Source organism: Streptomyces cyaneofuscatus, assembly GCF_000718135.1.
GTDB classification, from domain to species: Bacteria; Actinomycetota; Actinomycetes; order Streptomycetales; family Streptomycetaceae; genus Streptomyces; species Streptomyces cyaneofuscatus.
Genome location: NZ_JOEM01000005.1, coordinates 111,388 through 133,455, shown reverse-complemented (window position 1 = coordinate 133,455; position 22,068 = coordinate 111,388). Strand labels below are relative to the sequence as shown.

Here is a 22,068-nt window from a genome sequence, read left to right as displayed (position 1 = left end):
CGGCCGGCGTCTTCGTGTTTTTTGCGATTCTCCGAGAGCTCCGGCCCTCAGTGCCCGCTGACCCGCCCGTGCAGCAGCAGGGACAGCGCCGAGTGGACCTCGTCGATCGACCGCTCCGGCTGGAACGCCTGCCAGTCCAGCGCCGCCACCAGCACCATCCCGACCAGCGCCGCGGCCGTCAGCGGAATGTCGATCTCCTCGCTCAGCTCACCGCTGCGCACCGCCTCGCGCAGCACGTCCTCCACCACCGCGACGGCCTCCTGCCGCACCACCAGCAGCGTGGACTGCCAGGCGCGGTTGGTGCGCCAGAGCTCGGCCACGTACAGCTGGGTGAAGGCCGGGTAGCGGTCGATGAAGGCCAGGCCGGCCCGGATCATCGCGTCCAGTGCCTCGACCCGGGTGCCGCCGCGCTCCTCCGACTCCTCGGCGGCGGCCCGCAGTGAGGCGGTGAGCAGCCCGACGCCGTGCCGGAGCAGCTCCTCGAACAGTTCGGTCTTGCTCTTGAAGTTGTAATAGACCGTGCCCTTGGCGACCCCGGCCCGCTCGGCGATCTCGTCGACGGTGGTGGCGGAGAAGCCCTGCTCGGCGATGAGGGTCACCGCCGCCTCGTAGAGCCTCTGCCGGGTGGCCTGGCGGCGCGTGGTGCCACTGCTTTCCATGAGGCCGATTCTCCCAGCTTCCGGGGCGCTCACAGGCTCAGCTCCGGGTGCAGCCGGCTCAGGCTCCACACCTGCTTGCGGCGGGCGGTGAACGCGGTCAGGGCGAGGGCGCCGACGGTGAAGGCTCCCAGCACCGCGCAGCCCAGCCAGACCGGGCCGAGGGGACCGCCGGTGATGAGCCTGCGCAGCCCCTCGACGACGTACGTCATGGGCAGGTACGGGTGGATCGCGCCGAAGAAGCCGGGGCTGGTCTGCACGGGGTAGGTGCCCCCGGCCGAGGTCAGCTGGAGCATCAGCACGACCAGCACCAGGATGCGTCCCGCCGCGCCGAAGCAGGCGTTGAGCCACTGGACGATCGCGCCGAAGCAGCAGGTCACCAGCGCCAGGAAGGCGATCGTCCCGGCCGAGCGCTCCATCTCCAGCCCGAGGCCCCAGTGCAGGACGGCCATCAGGGCGCCGACCTGGAGGATGCCGATGGCGGCGACCGGCAGCCAGCCGGCGAAGGCGATCCGCCAGGCGGAGGCGCCGGTGGAGAGGGCCCGCTTGTTGAGCGGTTGGATGATCATGTAAGCGACCATCGCGCCGACCCAGAGGGAGAGCGGGATGAAGTACGGGGCGAAACCGGTGCCGTAGTTGGGTGCCGCGTGAAGGGACTTGGAGGCCAGCTTCACCGGGTCGGCCATGACGTCGGTCCGGGCGTCGCGGTCCTTCTTGTCGTAGTCCGGGATCTTCTCGACGCCGTCGTTGAGCCCCTGCGCGAGCTCGGCCGAGCCGTCGCCGAGCCGGAACAGCCCGCCGTCGAGGTTCTCGGCGCCCGTCTTCAGCTTGCCCATGCCGGTGTTGAGGTCGGCCGAGCCGGTGCGGGCGTTGCCGAGGCCGGTGTGCAGCGCGACCGCGCCCTTGGCGACCTTCTGGGCGCCGGTGTTGAGGGCGTTGACGTCCTTGACGGCCTTCTCCAGGTCGGACTCCAGGTTCGGCGCGTGCTGCGCCAGGTTCTCGGCCTGCTTCTGGAAGGCGGCCAGGTGGCTGCTGAGCGTCTTCAGCTCGCCGTTCTGACTGCTGACCAGCTTGCTCACGTCGGCGGCCGTCGCGGCGGCGTCGGACGCCGCCTCACTGGCCTTCTTCAACGCGGGGCAGGACGCCTGGTCGGGCTCGTCCGCCTCCTCGCACCGGGTGCGGTACACCTCACCGAGTTCGTCGGCGGCGGTGCGGGCGTCGGCTGCCGCCGCCGGGGCGGCGGCCACCAGCTTGCCGAGGTTCTCGCGCGCGGTCTTCGCCCCGTCGGCGGCCAGGCGGGCGGTCTCCCCGATGCTCTTCCCGTTCTCCTTGAAGTACGTGAAGAAGGGGCGGGCCCGGCCGGCGGCGCCGTTGACCTTGTCGGCCAGCTGCTGGGTGCCACCGGCCACCTGGCGGGCACCGGAGGCGACTTCGCCCGCGCCGGTGTTCAGCTTGACGATTCCGTCGGAGAGCCGCTCGGTGCCCGCCTTGGAGTCCTTGAGGCCGTCCGCGAGCTCCTTGGAGCCCTTCTTCGCCTTCGATATGCCGCCCTTGAGCTCGTCGGCGCCCTTGGCCGCGTCGGCGGTCTTGTCGTGCAGATCGGAGAAGTTGACGAAGATCCGGTCCAGGAAGCCCCGCGAGGCGTTGGTGGAGGCGGCGTTGCGCACCTCACCGAAGACAGTCTTGGAGATCTGCCCGACGATGTAGTTGTTGGCGTCGTTCGTCCGCACCTGGAGCGCGCCCGTCTCGGGGGAGTCCCCGCCGCTGGACGCGATCTTCTTGCTGAAGTCGGCCGGCATCGTCAGCGAGAGGTAGTACGTCCCGTCCTCGACGCCCTTCTCCGCCTCCGCGGAACTCACCTCATGCCACGCGAACACCTTGGAGTCGAGGAGCTTGTCGCTGATCTCGTCCCCCGCCTCGACACGCTTGCCGTCGTTCGAAGCCCCCTTGTCGTTGTTGACCAGGGCGACGGGCAGCTTGTCGAGGTTCCCGTACGGGTCCCAGAACGAGAACAGGTACAGGGCGCCGTAGAGCAGCGGCAGCAGCAGCAGGGCGACCAGCGCGGCGGCCGGCAGCTTCCCCCTGCGGAACCGCCGCAGCTCAAGCGCGGCCAGTTTCGGCGATCGCATCGGCGCTCTCCTCTTCGTCGGTGGGTGCGGTCGGGGCCTCTTCGGCGGTCGCGGGCGTGGTGCGGACGACCTGGACGTCCTCGGGGGCCTCGCTGCACACGGCGAGCACCGTGGTGCCGGAGTCGGCCACGGACCGCAGCAGCGCCCAGGCGTCGGCGCGTTCGGCGGGGGAGAGCTTGAGGTCGGCGTCGTCCAGGGCGAGCAGCCGCGGGGTGCCGATCAGCGCCAGGGCGACGGAGAGCCGCAGCGCTTCGAGCCGCTCCAGATCCCGTACGGAGGTCCGCTCGGCCTTCGGCAGGGTGGCGGGGTCGAGCCCCGCGGCTTCGAGCGCCGTGTCGATCCGGGCCCGGGCGGTGGCCCGGCGTTCGGCGCGCGGGCGGAGCAGGGTGCGCAGGGAGGCCCCGTAACGGCCCTGGAGCAGGGCCCGTTCGCGCAGGTGCTCGGCGACGGTGAAGGCGGGGTCCAGCTCGCTGACGCCGGGCACCGGGCCGAGGGCCGCGATCCTGCGGACGGCGGCCGCCTTGCGGGGCAGTTCGAGGCCGCCGGTCTCCGCGCTGCCCTCGGTGGCGCGCATACGGCCGGTCAGGGCGAGCAGAAGACAGGTGCGTCCGGAGCCGGAGGGCCCCTCGACGGCGACGAGCGACCCCGGTGGAGCGCTGAACCCCACGTGGCGGAAGACCCAGCCGCGCGGCCCCTTGAGTCCGAAGTCCTCGGCGCCGACTGCGGCACCGTGCGGGCTCTCCACAGACCCTCCCCTGATCTCGTCCGTGATCCGATCCGGTCCCATTCTTTGAACTGACCGGTCAGTGCAAAAAGTTAGCCCGAACTCGCGCTCGAAGCAAAACGGCAGGTGTCCGTTCTCTATGTATGTGGCGAATGTCCACTCAAGCTGGCGAGCCGCGGCCGTCTCGTCTCGCCGAACCTGGCGAAGGTGGCGAGTGGGACGTTCGTGATGGCCAGAGCGACGCCCCGCCTGGGCTGGTGGCTGGCAACTACTGCCGGATGCCCGCCGCTTGCCCGTACCTTTGTCGGCATGACAGACCCTGACGGCCCCTCCGAGGCCGCGCGTCGGAGTGCGATCGAAGTCGAACTGAAGCGGCTCGAAGAGAGCGCCATGTATAGCGGGCAGATGCAGTTCGAGCTGACCAAACAGTGGCGGAGCGTTAACCTCTGGCTCGGCATACCAGCAAGTGTGCTGGCCGCTATCTCTGGTGCTGCCGCCCTCGTCTCCACCGCGGGGCGGGTTCCTGCTGGCATCCTTGCCCTCGTCGCTTCTGGCTGTGGCGTGATCCTCACCACGATCAATGCCGCGCAACGGATGAATCAGGCGGCGGCCGCAGGTAACGCCTACTTGGAGATCCAGACTGCGGCTCGCCAGGTCAGGGAGATCGACTTGCCTTACTCGACCATAGAGGAGGCACGTCAAGCCCTAGCTGAACTCACGGCCCGACGGGATGAGCAGAACAAGACTGCCGAGCCGCCAAATACTCGGGCGTACAGGCGAGCTCAGCGGAACATCGGCAGCGGTGGGCAGACTTACGCTGTCGACGAAACGACCACGACGACGGGGCGGTAGAGAAACGATGGCGCTGACGGTCTCTCAGGGATTCGACATTTTTCTGGAACGATTGACACCTCTCCAGAGCGAGCGGGACGCCAAGGCTCGACACCGACTCAGCGTCGAAACCTCATTGAAGGGGTCCACCCGTTTCGGCGTGCAACTCTTCCGCGAGACAGGCTCGTTTACTCACGGAACTGGCATCAGGAACCACTGCGACGTGGATCTCCTGGTCAGCATGAGCGGTAGCCAGCCCACTTCTGACACCGCCCTGAACTGGGTGAAAGACGCCCTGAAGGCGAGCTTTCCGACGACCGCTGTTGAGATCCGCCGTCCAACAGTCGTCGTCAGGTTCGCTGGTGGAGTGGAGCAATGGGAGATCCTCCCAGGATTTCGTACGTCCTCCCAGAGTGAGACGCCGATCTATGACATACCCGGACCAGCCGGTGGGTGGATGAGTTCGGCCCCGACTGCGCACCTGGACTATGTCAACAGCACCAACCAGCAGGTTGGCGTCGTCGGCGGCACAAAGAAGCTCGCCCGGCTGGCCAAGGCATGGAAGTACTACAACCGAGTGCCGATCTCTTCCTTCTACCTGGAGATGCGTGCTGCGCAGTACATGGCAGCACAGAAATCCTTCAGTGCTGCTCTGTATTTCTGCGGATACCTGGAGTGGCTTAACAAGATGGACCTGGCGGACATGAATGACCCTATGGGGAAGGCGAGTCGTTTCTCTGCATGCTCTAGCGTGGCAACCCGAACAATCGCGCTTTCCAACCTCCACACAGCTGCGACACGGGCCAGGAAGGTCGTCACAGCTGAACAGTCGGGGAACGTGCAGTCGGCTTTCGACTACCTGGGTTTGTTGTTCGGCGGTCAGTTCCCCAAGCGCTGACCGTTGGGAATCCTGTGCGTAGGTAGCCCCTGGCCTGCACTGAACCACTGAACCCTTTCCAACCTCACGCGGAGACGTGTTGATAGGAGGCGCCAGTCTTTCAGGGAGGCCATTGCCTGCTCGCCCAGGCTGCGGATTTTGGCGTGTGTGCTGTTGTGCCGATGCTGCCAACGGCCTTTGGTGGTTGATCGGTGTCGTAGCCGTCAGCGTTGCGGTCAAAGACGCCAGGAGCGGGAAGCCGGAGTCGGCCGCCTGGATCGAGCCGACCAACCCTGCGCCGGCCACGCCTGTCAGGTCCGCCTGAATAAGCCGCGCAAGCCAAGCACCCCGCGACCAGTGGCCGCAGTGCTGTCCTACGTGCAGACGGCCGAGTCCTCGTGCTCGCCGAACTGACTCCGCGCTCACTGCTCAGGCAGTAGCCCACTCCTCTATGATCGACGCGGTTTCCTCGATACAGCTGTCAACGGCCTCGACGAACGATGCAGCGTCGTGCGACGGAAAATAGATCGGCACGAGTCCAAAGAGTGGCTGAGCTGCGTCCACCCTCGCCAGGTCGACGCGAGAGTCCAGGTTGTAGTGCATCAGGGTGTTGCGGAACGGCTTTGCTGAGCGATCCATAATCAGGCTTGCCGACCGCGTGCCCGTGATCTTTTCGATAAGCCTCGTGGACTGCGTGGTGAGGTCACCGGGCCGTTCGTCATGAAGCATCTGCAAGCTGCCAAGAACCTGGTATAGGGTCAGAAAGCGAATCTTGAATACGGTGTACTCGACCTCATTCGCATCTGCGCCCAGCCCGACCATGGAGTCGACGAAATTCATCAAACCCCGGAAAACCATCAGTAGCCGGTTGAGGTCTGGCGTACCCTTGCCATTAAATACTTGACCGTAGTAATTAGTCGATCGAACGTCGTTGTCCCGCTGATCAAAGCGCATCGGATCGAGATGACTCACAAAGGTCTTCGCGCCTGAATCGGTCCTCGCGCCCAGCCCACTGAAGTAACGGCCGTACTCTTCGTAGACGGATTGCAGATTCGGACCCGCCTCCTCCTCCAGTAGTGCGACAGGGTCAAATCCCAGATGGAACGTGGCGGCATGCGTCGTCGAGATAATCCTTCCGTCGTAGCTATAGAGACCCAAGTCTGTCTCTAGAAAGCGGGCAGCCTTAAGCCACGTGTTGTTCAGGAATTTATCCGCGTGTGCAGGCGAGATCTCGTCACGGAAGTACGCAAGCTGCCCTTCAATGCCGCGCCGGTTGTCCTCGAAAAGCTTCAAACTGTGGCGTGAACGCGCAACGATTGCTTCGGCATCAGCCGACAACAAGGCGGGCAATTTGGGATCAATTCGCTTGAGCTTGCTATACGACTCATGTACAAACAGTGACAGGTACGGCACCAAACAGAACATGATGGTACCGCCGTGTCCAGAGGCTCTCGATGCACCCAAATCGCGACTGAACCGGCCGACATAGGCGGCATCACTTCTTATGCCGAGCGCCACCACATCATCTTGAACTGTCATTGGTCCCTCTTCTTTCGATCCGAATTATTCTCGGCGCACCTGACGTCATGACATCATCACAATGGTCCAAGTCATCCGTAGGCTAAGGGTGACTGATAGCGAGAAGTCTTCACACCTACCCCTGGCCTACTGGGTTCGCCTACGCTGGGTACTTCCTCATAAAGGCTTCTACTCCACCGATGAGCCGACGTACCTGCTCGCGGTCGTAGTCGGCGTAGTCCCCGTGGGCTGCCTTGTTCCGGAGGTCCATCCAGGCGGTAACTTCCTTCTGCTGCAAGCCGTCGTACACTCCAGCCTTCTTGAGGTCGGCGTTCATGGTGTCGGCCTTCTTTGGCTTGCCTGCCACTGCCGCGGTCACGTTGTTCTTCGCGCACAGAGCGCGCACGTGGACTTCGAGGGACGTTCCCGTAATGACGGCCGCGGCATCCTTGTATCCCTTGGCAAGCAGCTCCTCCGCCATTTCCAAGTAATCGCGGTAGGTATCAGCGTGTACCAGCTCGACGACCGATTCTACCCACCCGGCGGCCAAATCGTCACGTAGTCCCAGTGCGACAATGCGCACTTCTCTGAGTCGATAAGGCTGTACGCTACGGCGGGCAGTGTCAAGCTGCTTCATATACAGAGAGGTCGGTCGCGTAGCTCGCTCGATTGCGGCTTCGAGCCGGTTGCTGAGAACAATGGGGTCGTCTGCCCCGTCATGCAGGAGAGACCAGTTATCGTTCCGTGCGTAGTTTTCGGAAGCCTTGATCAGAAAGTTGAGCTGCTCGACTACCTTGTCGATGTTGACCATCGTTTAGTCCCCTTGTCTGCGGGCTATGCCGAGTACTTCAGCATGAAGTCCCGCACGCCATCAATGAACATACGTACCTGGTGTTCGTCGTAGCTTTGGTAGTCACCGTGAGCCGCCTTGTTGCGCAGGTCCATCCAGGCCGTAATCTGCTTTTGCCGTAGTCCGTCATAGATGTCAGCCTTCTTCAGGTCGGAGTTCATGGCGTCGGCCTTCTTCGGTGCACCACTGGCCAGTTCGGTGTCTATGCCATATTTAACACAGAGTGTTCGCACATGAACTTCCAATGACGTACCTGTGATGACGGCTGCGGCGTCCTTGTATCCCGATTGCAACAACGTCTCTGCCATATCCAGGTAACTTTTATGGGTGTCAGCGTGCGCCATCTCAGCAAATGTCTCCATCCATCCGGATGCCAGGTCGTGATGGAGGCCAAGAGCAATGCTAAATATCTCGCGAATCTTCAGCGAGGTTCGCTTTTGTTCCCGATAGGCATCTAGCTGCCTCACGTAGCTACTACCAGGAGGGGCCAAGCGATCGATAGCGGCTTCGAGACGGCTCACAAGGAGCTTGGCTCGATCAGAGGCCAGTACTCCTTCAGCCCGGGTGCTGATCATTTCTCGGTACTCAGCAATAAGCTCATCAAGCTGAGCCATCATCCTCGCTACGTCCATCAACTAGCAGCCTCCGTGTGGTAGTTACTCATCGAAGAACAGATCAGGATATGACCCGACAGTGCCCCCACGCCAGTGGATTGCCGAGGTCCACCGAACCGGCGCGGCCTGCGAGGCCGTGTATCGAAAGTGGATCTTGGGCAGTGAGCCTTTCCAACCTGACGGGATGAACGTGCAAGTCCTCGCCGATCCCGCCGGGCGCCTGATCTGGGCCTCGGACGCACTGCCGGGAGCCGCACACGACCTGACCGCGGCCCGGAACCACGGCATACCTGCCCCCTCGACGTAGACGACAGCAAGTGCTGGGCCGACAAGGCGTACCAGGACGCTGGCCCTGCGATCCGTGTCCCGATCCGTGGCAAGCACCTCCGCGACTGGCGCCGACACCGCAACCGCGATCACGCCAAGATTCGCAGCCTCGGCGAACGCGCCATGGCCATACTCAAGTCCTGGCGGCTCCTGCGGAAGCTCCGCTGCAGCACCCCCCCCCGGATCACAGCCGCCGTCCGTGCCGTCATCGCCCTCGAACTCGCAACCTGATCAAGATGGAAAAGTTCACTGTGTCGACCTCCCGTGACGGTCCTACGGCGCGACCACTCGTCCCAGTGAACATGGCGAGAGTGGCGAATGCCGCCCCCTGCCGCTTGTCACCGTGGTGCAGGTGAGAGCACTTCGGGTAGTTACTGGCGGTCTTCCGAGAGCGGGGACTGGGTACGAAGTCGGGTATGTAGACAAGGCGGGTGGCGAGCACCGTGTAGCCCTGCATGACGCATCACTCGTGAGGTTCGAGGACTGTCGTCCCGTGAGGTCGTTTCCGTCTTGGAAGGGGCAGCGCAACTATTCAGGGTTGTGGTGGTCGGCGACGGTGGGCCGGCACGTCGGCTACGAGTCCTGGCTGGAGCGCGATCATGCGATGCTGCTGGACTTCGACAGGCGGGTCACAGGGTTCGCGTCGCAGCCGATGTGGCTGTTCTGGGGGGTGGGCGGTCGTCGCCGGTCGCATGCTCCGGACTGGTTCGCGCGTCGGTCGGACGGCTCTGGTCTGGTGGTGGACTGCCGTCCTCTGGACCGGATCAAGCCGCGGGATGCTGAGGCGTTTGCGGCGACTGAGCAGGCCTGCCAGGAGATTGGATGGGAGTACCGCCTGGTTGGGGCACCGGACGTGGTTCAGATGGCCAACGTCCGCTGGCTGGCAGGCTACCGGCACCCACGGCACTGGGTGGCCCCTGTCGTCGATCGGTGCCTGGACGCCTTCACCAGCGAGACGCCCCTGCGGGTCGGTGTCGAACGGGTCGGCGATCCCATCGCGGCTCTGCCGGTGCTGTTCCACTTGCTGTGGTCGGGCTGGCTGGCTACGGACCTATCGGCCGTCTTGGGAGAGTACGCCCTTGTTCGGCGGGTGGAGGTGCCGTGACGATGGCAATGACGTCCAGGGCGGGGGTGCTCCGACTCGGTGACCAGGTGCTGTTCGAGGACATTGAGCACACCGTGGTCGGCATCGAAGGCGTCACTGTACGCCTGCACGGCGCCAACGGTCGAGACCAGGCTCTACTACTGCCCTACCTGCTGGCCTCGGACGGGTTCGCACTCGTCGGCTCGGTCGGTGAGACGACGGAGTTGGCATCGGCGGGCTTGCTCGACTCAGTGCCGCCGGAAGCGGTGGCCGAGGCCCGGTTCTGGGAACAGCATGTGACTGAGGTGGAGTGCGGACTGCCTGCGGACGTCGCACCGGGCACTCGCCCTCGACCAACATACGACCCGGCCCGCACGGTACTGGCCGACCGGGAGCGGGCAAAGGCCGAGGAGCTGGCCGCGCTGGGGCGGCCGGTGGGACGGCGGACCTTGCAGCGGATGCGCGCCCGCTACCGGGCCCAGGGACTGCTCGGGCTCGTGGACCGCAGGGCGATACGGCCCTCGTCCCCGACCGGACGGGCCGATCAGCGAGTTGTCAACGCGATCGTCCGAGCGATCGGGGAGGAGACTGACACGTCCACTGGGACGCGCTCTCGTCTGATGCGTCGGGTCGAGCGGCTTCTGGAGGCCGAGCATGGGCCTGGCGTGGTCCCGATGCCCTCTCGACCAGCCTTCTACCGTCTGGCCGAACGGCTTTCCACCGGGCGGCACACTTTCGGCCCGGCTACCACCCGGCGACAGAACGCCAACCGCCCTGAAGGCCCGTTCACTCTGACCCTGGCCGGCCGGCCAGGGGAGCAGGTGCAGATCGACACCACCAAGCTCGACGTGCTGGCGGTCCTCGACGACGGGGCGGTCCGCAGGCCGGAGCTGACCATTGCGGTCGACATCGCCACCCGGACAATCTGCGCGGCGGTGCTGCGGCCGGAGAGCACGAAAGCGGTGGACGCCGCCCTGTTGCTGGCGCGGATGCTAGTGCCAGAACCGATGCGGCCAGCCTGGCCGAGGGCGCTTGCCGCCTCGGCGTCCCGGCTTCCGCACGCCCGGTTGCTGGAGATCGACGCCCGGTTCGAGCACGCTGCAGCGAAGCCGGTGATCGTCCCGGAGACCATCGTCACTGACCACGGCGCGGTCTATCTCTCGCGGACCTTCACCTCGGCCTGCCAGCGTCTAGGCGTCTCCATCCAACTTGCCCACCCCGGCACCCCGACAGACAAGGGCGTTGTCGAGCGCACGTTTTCCTCGATCAACACCCTGTTCTGCCAGCACATCGCCAGCTACACGGGCCGGGACGTCAGTCGACGCGGCGTCGACCCAGCCCGCAAGGCGGCCTTCACCCTTGCTGAACTTGATGACCTGCTCCAGGAATGGGTGATCGTGGGGTGGCAGATGCGCCCGCATGACGGACTGGTACACCCCTATCTGCCTGGCCGGTCGCTGTCGCCCAACGACGCCTACGCGCTTCAGGTGTCGGCCACCGGCTATCTGCCGATGCCGCTGGGGCCGTCTGACTACATCGAGCTTCTGCCGGTCACCTGGCGAGTGATCAACGACTACGGCATCCGGATCGCCAACCGCACGTACGACGCACCGGAGCTGACGGCCTACCGCCGACAATCCTCGGGCGTCGCGGTCCAGCGCGGCAAGTGGGAGGTCCACTACGACCCTCACGACCTCAGCCACATCTTCGTACGCAATCACCGCGGGGAAGGCTGGATCACCGCCGAGTGGACGTTGTTGCCACTGGTCGCCCGCCCGTTCTCCGATGCTCTCTGGCGGCAGGCCCGGCGCCAGGTCGTCGAACGCGGTCAGAACGGCGACGACCAGACCGTCGTTGCCCGAGCCTTGGAGGGACTACTGCGACGGGCCGAACGGCAGAGAGGAGCTGAGGGACGCGAAGCACGGTCGGCCAGGGCTGGGGGGCCACCTGCGCCGACCCCACTGCGGACTGCTTCTGCGCCGGACGGAGACGACGACCAGGCGGAGAGTGAGCCAGCCGAGCTGGCCAAGGTGATCCCCTTCGGCGTCTTCGACCCCTTCAACGAGGAGGACTACCGGTGACCGCGTCCGACACGGCCGACCACGAGTTTCCCCTGACCGCCAAGGAAGGATGGAGCCGCTTCGTCCAGCACGCCCCAGTCAGTGTCCCCGTGCTGGACAGCTCCGCGCTGCTGGCCCTGAGCGACATCGAGCGCGAGCTTTACGACGAGGCCCGGGCCGAACACCACACCCAGCTGTTCGTCGCGAAGACCCCGACTGTGATGGAAGTGATCCGCACCGGCCGGGAGCTGGCCCTCCTGAACCGCCGCCAAGTCTCCGCCCGCCGCGGCCTGATCGTCTCCGGCGAGGCTGGCACAGGCAAGACGACCGCGATCACCCAGCTCGGCAAGGCACACGAACAGCACGTCCGCCGCCGCCTGCCCGCCGACTGCGGGCCCCGGCAACCCGTTGCCTACGTCACCGTTCCCCCGGCCGCCACCCCGAAAATGCTCGCGGTCGAGTTCGCCCGGTTCCTCGGCCTCCCGCTGTCGCGCCGCATGAACCAGACCGAAATCACCAACGCAGTCTGCGAGGTCCTAGCCGAACTGCGCTGCGAACTGGTCCTAGTCGACGAGATCCATAACATCTCGCTCACCACCAGGTCCGGCGCAGAAGTCTCCGACCAGCTCAAATACCTGTCAGAACGGATCGCGGCCACGTTCGTTTATACGGGCATCGACGTCGAGTCCGCGGGACTGTTCGCCGGCACCCGCGGTAAGCAGATCGCCGGACGCTTCGTCAGCATCCACGCCGAACCGTTCACCATCGCCACCACCGCCTACAGGCAGGAATGGCTCGCGCTGCTGGCCACCATGGAACAGTCCCTGCGACTTCACCGACACACCCCCGGGATGCTGACCGCCCACGCGGACTTCCTCTACCAGCGCACCTCCGGCATGATCGGCAGCCTCGCGCACCTGATCAGGGCGGCGGCCCTGCGGGCCATGACTTCCGGAACCGAAAAGATCACCAAGCAGCTGTTGGCAGAGATTCCCCTCGACACCGCCGCAGAGACGAGTGCACCGCTCAGTGCGCGTTCGCGCCGAACCCGCACCGCACAGCGACGTGCCGGATGAACAGGAACGAGCACAATCCTGAAACCCTGACACCCGCAAGACGCCTGTCCATCCCCGTGCGCCCCTGGGGAGGCGAGTCCTTGCCCTCCTACGTGGCCCGTCTCGCGCACGCCAATCACACCCCGCACACGGCTCTCTGGAGGCATATCGGAGTGCCCTTCAGGGCCGGAGCGAGCAGCGCAACGCTGCCCTGGGAAGCCACCCTCAACCATCCCGCCGTCGCACGGCTTGTCGTCATGTCCGGGATTCCCATCGAACGGTTGCGCAAGGCTCTTCCGGCGCTCTCCTGGGCCACCCAAGAGTCATCGGCGCTACCCACCGACGTCCCCACTGTCTGGTTGCGCCAAGCCCACTCGCCCAACGCGACTATCTGCCGACAGTGCACCCTCCGTCGAGGCGTCAGCGCCGCGGTCCGAGCGCACCTGGCCCTGCCCGACATCGTGTGTCACCGCCACCACATCTGGCAGTCACCAGAGCCCTGGGATGTTGCGGCGGTCCCCGAGATCGAACGGGCACAACGGAGCCTTCGCAAGCTTCGGAAGGTCCACGGTAACCACATCATGGCCTGCTGCGTCCGAGATGCCCGCTGGATCATCAGCGGCTGGATTCCCATCCCAAGCCGGGAGCCGAAATTCGAAGATCTCTGGCAACAGCGCCGCAGGCAGCTGGGCCTGCCAACGGGGTTCCGCAGTTACGAACTGCCTGCCCACGTCATGACCCACCCGGAAGTCGTGACCCTCGCTTTCGCCCTCGTGCCCATTTACCTGGACCCAAGCCACTACCGCCGTGACCTCCGTGAGTGGGAGTTCAAAGCACACCTGCGATCCCGCCTCGGCCTGGACCCCCGGCGCAACCCAACGGGCGACCCCATCAACAAGTTCTTCTACATGCTCCAGATGGACAGGGCCCGTTGGCGGAACCCAAAAATCGCCATGATTACTGAGACGGCAACACCGAGAACCGCTCAGTGATCATGGCGAACCCCAGCTCAGAGGACGCCCCGCTCGCCACCCTCGCGGAGAAGGAACAGCAGGTCAGGGAAGGGTTCTGACCGATTGTCAGTGGGGCCCGTCACCATGGACACATACGGCCACGGAGCCGTCACACGACGACAGGAGGTTCGTCATGGCCAGCTCGTCCGCAGCCGCCGCCCCGCGGCGCCGCGCAGGCAGCCCTGCCCCCTCACTGACCGGTCCCGCCGACGATGTGCACCCCGTGCTGCGCCGCACCACGGCACCGCCCGCCGCCCTCGACCTGCTCGCCAAGGCCCGCACCGGCCTGGACGAGGCCGCCGTGCTCCACGAACCGAACGAGCGCTACGCCACCGCCCACCTCGCGGCCCTGCGCACGGCGGCCGCCGTGCTGGCCGCCCGGGGCCGCCCCGAGACGAACAAGCGCCACCGCGACCGCATCCGGAGCGTCTGGGAGGTGCTCCCGGAGATAGCCCCGGAGCTCACCGACTGGAGCGACCTCTTCGCCTCCGGGGCGCCCCGCCGGGCCCGCGCGGAGGCGGGCATGCCCGGCGCCGCCGACGACCGGGACGCGGACGACCTGCTGCGTGACGCCGCCCGATTCCTGCGCCTGGTGGAGCGGCTGCTGGTCCTCCAGCCGGTGCTCCCGCAGCCGAGGCCGGGGAGGCCGGCCACGGGATGAGACGGGCCGGTGCCGGATGACCGGGACGGCGGTGCGAGGCAATAGGGTGGTCAACGCTCACATCACCACCTGCACTGTTCACGCTCCGCCGTCCCAGGCGGCACCGTGCCGAGGAGTCATCTGCCGTGTCGGACCAGCTGCGCCCCCGCGCCTCCCTCCGTACCGCCGTGGTCTGGGAGGTCCTGAAGGACGCTCTGGACCGTCAGGTCAAGGCGGCCGGCCGGGACGCCCTGGATGTACTGGACACCGGCGGCGGCACCGGCAACTTCGCGGTGCCCGCCGCCCGGCTCGGCCACCACGTCACCGTCGTCGACCCCAGCCCCAACGCGCTCTTCGCGCTGGAGCGCCGCGCCGCCGAGGCCGGGGTCGCCGACCGCGTCCGGGGCGTCCAGGGCGACATCCTCGGCCTGTTCGACGTCGTGGAGCGCGGCGGCTTCGACGCGGTGCTCTGCCACGGCGTCCTGGAGTACGTCGACGACCCCGCCGAGGGCGTACGGAACGCGGTGGCGGCCCTGCGCCCCTCCGGCGCCCTCAGCCTGCTCGCCGCGGGCCTGGGCGGGGCCGTCCTGGCCCGCGCGCTGGCCGGCCACTTCACCGAGGCCCGGCAGGCGCTGGCCGACCCGGCGGGCCGCTGGGGCGAAGGCGACCCGGTGCCCCGCCGCTTCACCGCCGAGCAGCTCGCCGAGCTGGTCTCGGGGGCCGGCCTGGAGGTCGGCGCCGTGCACGGCGTGCGGGTCTTCGCCGACCTCGTGCCGGGCGTCCTGGTGGACACCGAGCCCGGTGCCATGGACGCGCTCCTCAAGCTCGAAGCCGCCGTCGCGGAGCTGCCCGCCTTCCACTCCGTCGCGACCCAGCTGCACGTTCTCGGCGAGAAGCGCCCCTGAACCGGCCGCCTGGACCGGCCCCCGGAAGCCCCCGCGAGGGCCGGTACGGGGCTGATCAGCAACGAAGCTGTGCACGGAGTCGGACTCGGGACCCCCGTAGCGGGCAGGAGCCCCGTATGATCGGGTGACACCATCCGGCATGACGGATCGGTCGTCGGGGAATCTACGCCTCAGCAGCCGAGCCGACATAGCGGTCCGGACTGGCTGAACGCTAGAGGGCGGGTTTCACGGGGGCGAATCCCTGCCTATCCTGGAAGGGCCGCATACCGGTCGCCCCCGCGGCCGACGACGAGGAGGATCCCGTGCCGCTCTCGGAGCACGAGCAGCGCATGCTCGAGCAGATGGAGCGAGCGCTGTACGCCGAAGATCCCAAGTTCGCGACAGCGCTCGAGGGAAGCGGGCTGCGTACGTACACCCGTAAAAGGGTCTACCAGGCGGTCGCTGGCTTCCTGGTGGGTATCGCGCTCCTCATGGCCGGAATGGTCGCCCAGCAGATCTGGATCAGCGTGGTGGGGTTCCTCGTCATGCTCGGCTGTGCCGTGCTCGCGGTCACCGGATGGCGCAAGGCGCCGAAGCCCGGTGAACAGCAGCCGGCCGCCGCGGACGGCGGGGACGGCGGCTCGCGCCGACGACCCAGACAACGCCGGTCGGTGATGAACCGCATCGAGCAGCGGTGGCAGCGCCGCCGCGACGAACAGGGCCAGTAAGAATCTTCCGGCCCGGCTCCGGAGCTCATGGCGGGGCGGGCCGTGCTTGGCACGACGTACGACACTGATGGGTGAGGGGCGGCCGCGTTTCTGCGGCCGCCCCTTAGCCGTCGGCGCATGGATTCTCTGTGACGGATGAACGGGCGGACGGACGAGCGGGGCCCGGCCAGGACCACGCGGTCCTGGCCGGGCCCCGCCTCCGCCTCAGCCGTGCTGGCGTGACAGCCGGCGCCACCGGGCCGTCCAGCGGCCGCGCCCCGGACGGTCCGTCCACCGCTGGACGAGCGCCGCCCACCGGTCCGAGACCGCCCAAGCCACCCGGACGGCCGAGCGCGGTGCCAGCTTCGCCCGCAGCCGTGCGCCCCGGCCGGCGTTGGCCTCCAGCCCCGCCCGCACCGCCAGCGCGTCCTCGGTCAGCCCGGCCGCGAGGCGCGGCTCGGGGGCGTACAGCACTTGTTCCACCGCGCCCGCGATCCGGTGCACGGCCTCGGCCGCCATGGTGTCGAGCCCGCCCAGACGCACGATCCGGGCCGCCGCCTTGCGGGGCGTCAGCGACTCGTCCGGCGCGATGCCGTAGTCCCAGGCGCAGTCGGTGATCTCCTGCCAGGCCGCCAGGACCCTGGCCTTCGCGTCCGCGGGCGTACGCCCCCCGGAACCGAGGCGCCGGTTTCTCACGCGGATCCGCCAGAGCAGCGGCAGCAGAGGCAGCAGCAGGACCAGCAGCGCACCGAGAACCACCAGCGCGACCGTGCCGGCCGGGGTGGACTCGTCGGTCGGGGACGTCGGACCGGGCGCGGCGGACAGACCGCACTCACCCTGTCGGCGCATCTGCGGCGAGCAGCTTTCCGAGGCGGACGGGACCGCCGACGGGGCGGTGGAGGCACCGGCCGACGGCTCAGCCGGAGCGCTCGCACCGTCCGTGGGGGTCTCCGGCAGGGTGTACGTCGGTGTGGCCCCCCGGCTCGGGGTGGGCTCGAAGCGGGTCCACCCGACGCCCTCGAAGTACAGCTCGGGCCAGGCGTGCGCGTCCCGCAGCCCGACCGAGGTCGAACCGTCCGCCTGGAGGGTGCCCGGCGTGAAGCCCACCGCGACCCGGGCCGGGATGTCCAGGGTCCGGGCCATCGCGGCCATCGTGAAGGAGAAGTGGATGCAGAACCCCTCCTTGTCCCGGAGGAACCGGGCTATGGCCGAGGAGCCCGTCCCCGAACTGACCGAGGTGTCGTACGTGAAGCCGCCCTCGGAGGCGAACCAGCTCTGGAGCTTCACGGCCCGCTCGTAGGCGTTGGCCGAGCCTTCGGTGATCTTCTCGGCCTCCTCGGCCACCACGTTCGGCAGCGAGTCGGGGACCTGCGTGTACTCGCTGCGCAGCTTCTCCGGCGGCGGTCCGGCCGCCGCCAGCTGGGCCGCCGTCGGCTCGACGATCAGGCTGGAGACCTCGTACTGCGCGCCGCCGGTGTCCTGCCCGTCGTCGCCGATGAGCGTGCGGCCCTCCGGCTCGTACCGCCAGCGGCCCTCGATCGCCACCTCGCTCGCCGGGTAGGGGAGCGGCAGATAGTTCTGCTGGTACGAGGGCGAGGAGGAGATGTTCGTGCGGATCTCGGTGACGGAGACGTCCCGGCCCAGCCCGGTGGGCTGCGGGAGGCGGTCCGGCACATCCGTGAGACGGCGGGTCGAGGAGCGCCACTCGCTGCCGTTGAACTCGTCCAGGGAGATGATCCGCAGATAGAGGTCGCGCGGGTCCTCGGCGTTGGTGCGGTACGTCATCACCTCCCGGTTGTCCGGCTGGTTGAGGTTGTCCTTGAGCGACACCAGCGGGTTCACCGCGGTGATGGTGCCGCCACCGCTGCCCTTGCCGTTCCCGCCGCCCCGGCCGCCCAGCAGACCGCTGTCCATGGCGGGCAGCGCCAGCGGGACCACCAGGGCGATGCCCAGGGCCAGCACACCGATGCGCCGGCCGGTGCGGACCGGTGCGGACGCACCTCCGCCCCGGCCGGACAGGCCGTCCGCCAGGCCTCCCGGGGACCGGTTGGCACCGCCGAAGACGCGCCCCCACTGGGAGAGCCGGTCGCGGCCCTCCGCGAGCAGGAGCAGCAGATAGCCGCAGGCCGCCAGCAGGAACCAGAGCCAGCCCGTCCCGCCGTCACCGAGTCCGGCGGCCACCGAGTACAGGGCGAGCAGGGGCAGTCCGGCCGGTGCCGCGCTGCGGAAGGTCACCGCCAGGGCGTCCACCGCCAGCCCGATCAGCACCACCCCGCCGACCACCATCAGCCGGATGCCGTCCGTCATCGGGGCCGGGATGGCGTACGTACCGATGTCCTCGCCGCCCGCCACCAGCAGCTCACCGAGGCGGACGACGGCCTCCGGGCCCGGGAGCACGCCGAACACGGCCTGGTCCCTCGCGAAGACCACGGTCAGCAGCAGCAGGGTGACCAGCGTCTGGGAGGCGATCGTCAGCGACCGGGCCAGCGGAACCCGGCGGGCGAGCGCGCCCACCCCGCCCTGGACCCCGAGCAGCAGAACCGCCTGCACGAGCCAGCCCGCCCCCTCCACCAGCGGGAGCAGGGCCCCCGACGCCAGGAGTGTCGCCGCAAAGGCGCACAGCGCCAGCCGGGCCCGCCCGCTCATGACCATCCCCCCGGGAAACCTGTCGAACCGCCGTTGCCGGCGGACTGGGTTTCGGTGCGCATCTGGCCCGCCAGCTGCCACACCGCCGGCAGCTCGGCCCCCGGCGGTACGGGCACCACGATCCAGCCCGCCTCGCGCAGCTTCCGCAGCCGCTCCTCGGCCTGCCCGGGCGGGGGGCCGAGGAGCAGCTCCATGCCGCCGGACCAGCGGGCGCTGTCCAGGACGAAGGCGACCGCCGCTCCGGTGCGCTGCCGCATCCGGGCCGCGACCGAGGTCTGCTCCTCGTCGAGATCGCCGAAGAACGCGATCAGCAGCCCTTCGTCGCCGCCGCGCAGCACATCGTGGGCGCGCGAGAGCCCGCCGCCGTCGGAGTGGTCGACGACCGCGAGCGTGTCCAGCATCAGGCCCGCAGAGTCCGCCGACTCCTGGGTCGAGCCCGCGAAGCCGTCGGACCCGCTCCCGGGCACCGCGTTCCCGTCGTCCGTGAGCAGCCGTACGGCGAAGCCGCGCTCCAGCATGTGCACCAGGGCGGAGGCCGCCCCCGAGACCGCCCACTCGAAAGCCGAGTCGGGCCCGGCGCCTACATACCCGGCCTGCCGGGTGTCCAGCAGCACCGTGCAGCGGGCCCGCTGCGGCTGTTCCTCGCGGCGGACCATCAGCTCGCCGTAGCGGGCGGTGGAGCGCCAGTGGACCCGGCGCAGGTCGTCGCCGTGCCGGTAGCCGCGCGGGATGATGTCGTCCTCACCGGCCAGCGCGAGCGAACGCTGCCGCCCGTCGCCGTACCCCGAGGCCTCGCCCGCGAGCCGCAGAGCGGGCAGCGGGACCGTGCGCGGGATGACGACGAGCGTGTCGTACGCGCTGAACGAGCGGGTCAGCTCGCACATCCCGAACGGGTCGCTGAGCCGCAGCTGCAACGGGCCCAGCGGATAGCGGCCGCGCAGATCGGAACGGACCCGGTAGGACACCTCACGCCGGCCGCCCCCCTCCACCCGGTCCAGCACGAACCGGGGCCGCGGCCCGAGCACGTACGGCACGCGGTCCTGGAGCATCAGCAGCCCCGTGGGGAGCCGGGACACGTTGTCCATCCGCAGGTGCACCCGGGCCTCCGAGCCCGTGGGCACCCGGGACGGCGTCAGCCGCCGGGTCCCCGTCACCCGGTAGCGGGTGCGGTAGAGCACGATCACGCAGACCAGGGGCAGCACGGCCAGCAGCAGCCCGACGCGCAGCAGGTCGGCCTGGCCCAGGACGTACGCGCAGACGGCGGCGGCCACCCCGGCGGCGAGGAAGGAGCGTCCCCGCGTGGTGAGCCCGCCGAAAGCCGCCCGCAGTCCGCCCTTGCTGGAGCCGTCCTGCACGGCGCCGGGCTCGCCGGCCGTCATCACAGCCGCCGGGTGCCGGGCTGCTGCTGACCGTAGAGCGGGCGGCCCGGATCGTGCGCGCCCTGGGGCGGAGGCACGGGACCGCCACCGGCCGAGGTCGGGACCGGGGTGCGCTGGATGATCTCCAGCACCACCTGCTCCGCCGTCCGGCGGTTCAGCTGGGCCTGCGCGGTGGGCAGCAGCCGGTGCGCGAGCACGGGCGCGGCCAAGGCCTGCACGTCGTCGGGGAGGGCGTAGTCCCGGCCGCTGAGGGCCGCCGAGGCCTTCGCGGCGCGCAGCAGGTGCAGCGTCGCGCGCGGGGAGGCACCGAGCCTGAGGTCCGGGTGGCTGCGGGTGGCCCCGACCAGCTCCACCGCGTACCGCCGCACGGCGTCGGCGACGTGCACCGTACGGACCGCGTCGATCAGCTTCACGATGTCGTGGGCGTGCGCCACCGGCTGGAGGTCGTCCAGCGGGGAGACGCCCCCGTGCACATCGAGCATCTGCAGCTCGGCCTCCGGGCTCGGATAGCCGATGGAGACCCGGGCCATGAAGCGGTCGCGCTGGGCCTCGGGCAGCGGATAGGTGCCCTCCATCTCGACCGGGTTCTGGGTGGCCACCACCATGAAGGGGTCGGGCAGCTCGTACGTCTTGCCGTCGATGGTGACCTGGCGCTCCTCCATCGACTCCAGCAGCGCCGACTGCGTCTTCGGCGAGGCACGGTTGATCTCGTCGCCGATCACGATCTGCGCGAAGATCGCACCGGGCTTGAACTCGAAGTCGCGCCGCTGCTGGTCGAAGATCGACACACCGGTGATGTCCGACGGCAGCAGATCCGGCGTGAACTGGATGCGCCGCACCGAACAGTCGATGGACCGTGCCAGCGCCTTGGCCAGCATGGTCTTGCCGACCCCGGGCACATCCTCGATGAGGAGATGCCCCTCGGCGAGCAGCACGGTCAGCGAGAGCCGTACGACCTCAGGCTTGCCCTCGATCACACCCTCCACCGACCTGCGCACCCGCTCCGCTGTGGTGGTCAGATCTGTGAGGCTCGCTCGATCGTCATAGGTCGTCACCCGGCCCTCCTCGGCCCTTTTGCGCATGGGCCGGGGCGTACGTATCCACCCGGCCCACCCCGAAATACGGACGCTCCTCCGGAAGGCCCGGCGGAGGTCACCCACGCATTCTTGTTGCCGTTACCGCTTCGTGTCACTTGCCTGTGGATAAGTGGGTGTGATTTGTCAGTCTCTGCCGTGTTTCGCCGGGTGGGCCGGGACGGGCGAAGGTCAGGAGGCGGGCTTGATCTCGCGGAGCAGACCGGTGGTCACGTCGAAGACGAAACCGCGGATGTCGTCGGTGTGCAGGAGGAACGGCGAGGTCCGCACCCGCTGCATCGACTGACGTACGTCCTGGTCGGCGTCCGTGTAGGCCTCGACCGCCCAGACCGGCCGCTGGCCGACCTCGCGCTCCAGGTCCTGCCGGAACTCCTCGGTGATGGATTCCAGGCCGCAGCCCGTGTGGTGGATGAGGACGATGCTGCGGGTGCCGAGCGCCCGCTGGCTGATGGTGAGCGAGCGGATCACGTCGTCGGTGACGACACCGCCCGCGTTGCGGATGGTGTGGCAGTCGCCGAGTTCGAGACCCAGCGCGGCGTGGAGGTCGAGACGGGCGTCCATGCAGGCGACGATGGCGACCTGGAGGACCGGCCTGGCGTCCATCCCGGGGTCGCGGAAGCCCTTGGCGTACGTGGAGTTCGCCTCGACCAGCTGATCGGTGACCTGGCCCCCCTCGCGGACCGCCGCGGCGGTGGACGTCAGGGAGTCGGCGGGGGAGTGAGCAGAAGTCGACATGGCTACGACGTTAGCCTTCCCACCTGGTCCGGGTGGGATGTGAGAGCGGACAAAGAACGTCAACGGGTCTTGTTGTGAGCTAACCCACAAGCACCAGGAAACGCGCCCGTTCGGGTGGCGTCGCCGCTTCCGGACGGGTGGCGCGACTCGCTGCCCGGTTCGTTGATCGCGAATCGATCGAATGGCAGGGTGGACTAAAGTAACGCGAAGTCACCACCCTGAACCCGTACCACCACCACTGCGCA

Annotated in this window: 19 protein-coding genes and 2 pseudogenes; 10 read left to right on the top strand and 11 right to left on the bottom strand. The window is 68.0% G+C overall.

Going from position 1 to position 22,068, the window contains the following annotated elements; translation table 11 throughout:
* Positions 1 to 47: 47 nt before the first annotated feature.
* From IF17_RS0109650 to IF17_RS0109640, 3 genes are read right to left on the bottom strand one after another with little or no spacing between them, the layout of a single operon-like run.
* Positions 48 to 659, bottom strand: coding sequence for a TetR/AcrR family transcriptional regulator (locus tag IF17_RS0109650; protein ID WP_018511982.1), 612 nt, complete (start codon positions 657 to 659; stop codon positions 48 to 50).
* A 29-nt stretch (positions 660 to 688) separates the two neighbouring features.
* Positions 689 to 2,785, bottom strand: coding sequence for a YhgE/Pip family protein (locus tag IF17_RS0109645; RefSeq protein ID WP_030564171.1), 2,097 nt, complete (start codon positions 2,783 to 2,785; stop codon positions 689 to 691).
* Positions 2,757 to 3,530 (bottom strand): ATP-binding cassette domain-containing protein, encoded by a 774-nt coding sequence (locus tag IF17_RS0109640; protein WP_030564170.1) that lies wholly within the window; start codon positions 3,528 to 3,530, stop codon positions 2,757 to 2,759. Before IF17_RS0109640 ends, IF17_RS0109645 begins: the two co-directional genes overlap by 29 nt.
* Before the next feature lie 288 nt (positions 3,531 to 3,818).
* Between IF17_RS0109640 and IF17_RS01000000136270 the strand changes: the two genes are divergently transcribed.
* Both IF17_RS01000000136270 and IF17_RS01000000136265 read left to right on the top strand, forming a co-directional pair.
* On the top strand, positions 3,819 to 4,361 hold the full coding sequence (locus IF17_RS01000000136270; RefSeq protein WP_032771831.1) for an SLATT domain-containing protein: 543 nt from the start codon (positions 3,819 to 3,821) through the stop codon (positions 4,359 to 4,361).
* A 7-nt stretch (positions 4,362 to 4,368) separates the two neighbouring features.
* Positions 4,369 to 5,238 (top strand): nucleotidyltransferase domain-containing protein, encoded by an 870-nt coding sequence (locus tag IF17_RS01000000136265; RefSeq protein ID WP_030564169.1) that lies wholly within the window; start codon positions 4,369 to 4,371, stop codon positions 5,236 to 5,238.
* On the opposite strand, the pseudogene IF17_RS1000000140340 reads toward IF17_RS01000000136265, so the two are convergent.
* From IF17_RS1000000140340 to IF17_RS1000000139450, 4 genes and pseudogenes are all read right to left on the bottom strand, one after another.
* A pseudogene (locus tag IF17_RS1000000140340) lies at positions 5,220 to 5,414 on the bottom strand (hypothetical protein); the annotation flags it as partial. The gene IF17_RS01000000136265 and the pseudogene IF17_RS1000000140340 overlap by 19 nt on opposite strands.
* Before the next feature lie 232 nt (positions 5,415 to 5,646).
* Positions 5,647 to 6,756 (bottom strand): hypothetical protein, encoded by a 1,110-nt coding sequence (locus IF17_RS0109625; RefSeq protein ID WP_157851141.1) that lies wholly within the window; start codon positions 6,754 to 6,756, stop codon positions 5,647 to 5,649.
* 139 nt (positions 6,757 to 6,895) lie between these two features.
* Complete coding sequence (locus IF17_RS1000000139690; RefSeq protein WP_244890449.1) at positions 6,896 to 7,546, bottom strand: hypothetical protein; 651 nt, start codon at positions 7,544 to 7,546, stop codon at positions 6,896 to 6,898.
* Between the two features lie 23 nt (positions 7,547 to 7,569).
* Entirely contained in the window at positions 7,570 to 8,217 is a 648-nt protein-coding gene (locus IF17_RS1000000139450; RefSeq protein WP_209437755.1) for a hypothetical protein, read from the bottom strand.
* A gap of 163 nt (positions 8,218 to 8,380) precedes the next feature.
* Between IF17_RS1000000139450 and IF17_RS01000000136260 the strand changes: the two are divergent.
* The 8 genes and pseudogenes from IF17_RS01000000136260 to IF17_RS0109565 form a co-directional block, all read left to right on the top strand.
* Positions 8,381 to 8,757: pseudogene (locus tag IF17_RS01000000136260) on the top strand (transposase family protein); the annotation flags it as partial.
* A 238-nt stretch (positions 8,758 to 8,995) separates the two neighbouring features.
* Positions 8,996 to 9,631 (top strand): TnsA-like heteromeric transposase endonuclease subunit, encoded by a 636-nt coding sequence (locus IF17_RS0109600; protein ID WP_342342159.1) that lies wholly within the window; start codon positions 8,996 to 8,998, stop codon positions 9,629 to 9,631.
* A gap of 2 nt (positions 9,632 to 9,633) precedes the next feature.
* Positions 9,634 to 11,691, top strand: a complete 2,058-nt coding sequence (locus IF17_RS0109595; RefSeq protein WP_032771829.1) for a Mu transposase C-terminal domain-containing protein — start codon at positions 9,634 to 9,636, stop codon at positions 11,689 to 11,691.
* Complete coding sequence (locus IF17_RS0109590; RefSeq protein ID WP_030564163.1) at positions 11,688 to 12,746, top strand: AAA family ATPase; 1,059 nt, start codon at positions 11,688 to 11,690, stop codon at positions 12,744 to 12,746. Before IF17_RS0109595 ends, IF17_RS0109590 begins: the two co-directional genes overlap by 4 nt.
* Positions 12,743 to 13,717: a TniQ family protein gene (locus IF17_RS0109585; protein WP_078615845.1), complete on the top strand. Its 975-nt coding sequence runs from the start codon at positions 12,743 to 12,745 to the stop codon at positions 13,715 to 13,717. The genes IF17_RS0109590 and IF17_RS0109585 overlap by 4 nt, the downstream gene beginning before the upstream one ends.
* A gap of 154 nt (positions 13,718 to 13,871) precedes the next feature.
* Complete coding sequence (locus tag IF17_RS0109575) at positions 13,872 to 14,399, top strand: SAV_6107 family HEPN domain-containing protein (protein WP_030564160.1); 528 nt, start codon at positions 13,872 to 13,874, stop codon at positions 14,397 to 14,399.
* 125 nt (positions 14,400 to 14,524) lie between these two features.
* On the top strand, positions 14,525 to 15,283 hold the full coding sequence (locus tag IF17_RS0109570) for a class I SAM-dependent methyltransferase (RefSeq protein WP_030564158.1): 759 nt from the start codon (positions 14,525 to 14,527) through the stop codon (positions 15,281 to 15,283).
* Between the two features lie 302 nt (positions 15,284 to 15,585).
* Complete coding sequence (locus tag IF17_RS0109565) at positions 15,586 to 15,990, top strand: DUF3040 domain-containing protein (RefSeq protein ID WP_018511987.1); 405 nt, start codon at positions 15,586 to 15,588, stop codon at positions 15,988 to 15,990.
* A gap of 204 nt (positions 15,991 to 16,194) precedes the next feature.
* Here IF17_RS0109565 and IF17_RS0109560 read toward each other — a convergent pair whose 3' ends face one another.
* From IF17_RS0109560 to IF17_RS0109545, 4 genes are all read right to left on the bottom strand, one after another.
* Entirely contained in the window at positions 16,195 to 18,615 is a 2,421-nt protein-coding gene (locus IF17_RS0109560) for a transglutaminase TgpA family protein (RefSeq protein WP_030564156.1), read from the bottom strand.
* Positions 18,612 to 19,994 carry a DUF58 domain-containing protein gene (locus tag IF17_RS0109555; RefSeq protein WP_030564154.1) on the bottom strand — a complete coding sequence of 461 codons (1,383 nt, stop codon included), beginning with the start codon at positions 19,992 to 19,994 and terminating at the stop codon, positions 18,612 to 18,614. The genes IF17_RS0109560 and IF17_RS0109555 overlap by 4 nt, the downstream gene beginning before the upstream one ends.
* Positions 19,994 to 21,049 carry an AAA family ATPase gene (locus IF17_RS0109550; protein ID WP_026241481.1) on the bottom strand — a complete coding sequence of 352 codons (1,056 nt, stop codon included), beginning with the start codon at positions 21,047 to 21,049 and terminating at the stop codon, positions 19,994 to 19,996. Before IF17_RS0109550 ends, IF17_RS0109555 begins: the two co-directional genes overlap by 1 nt.
* A 210-nt stretch (positions 21,050 to 21,259) precedes the next feature.
* Complete coding sequence (locus IF17_RS0109545; protein ID WP_030564151.1) at positions 21,260 to 21,823, bottom strand: beta-class carbonic anhydrase; 564 nt, start codon at positions 21,821 to 21,823, stop codon at positions 21,260 to 21,262.
* Positions 21,824 to 22,068: the final 245 nt, after the last annotated feature.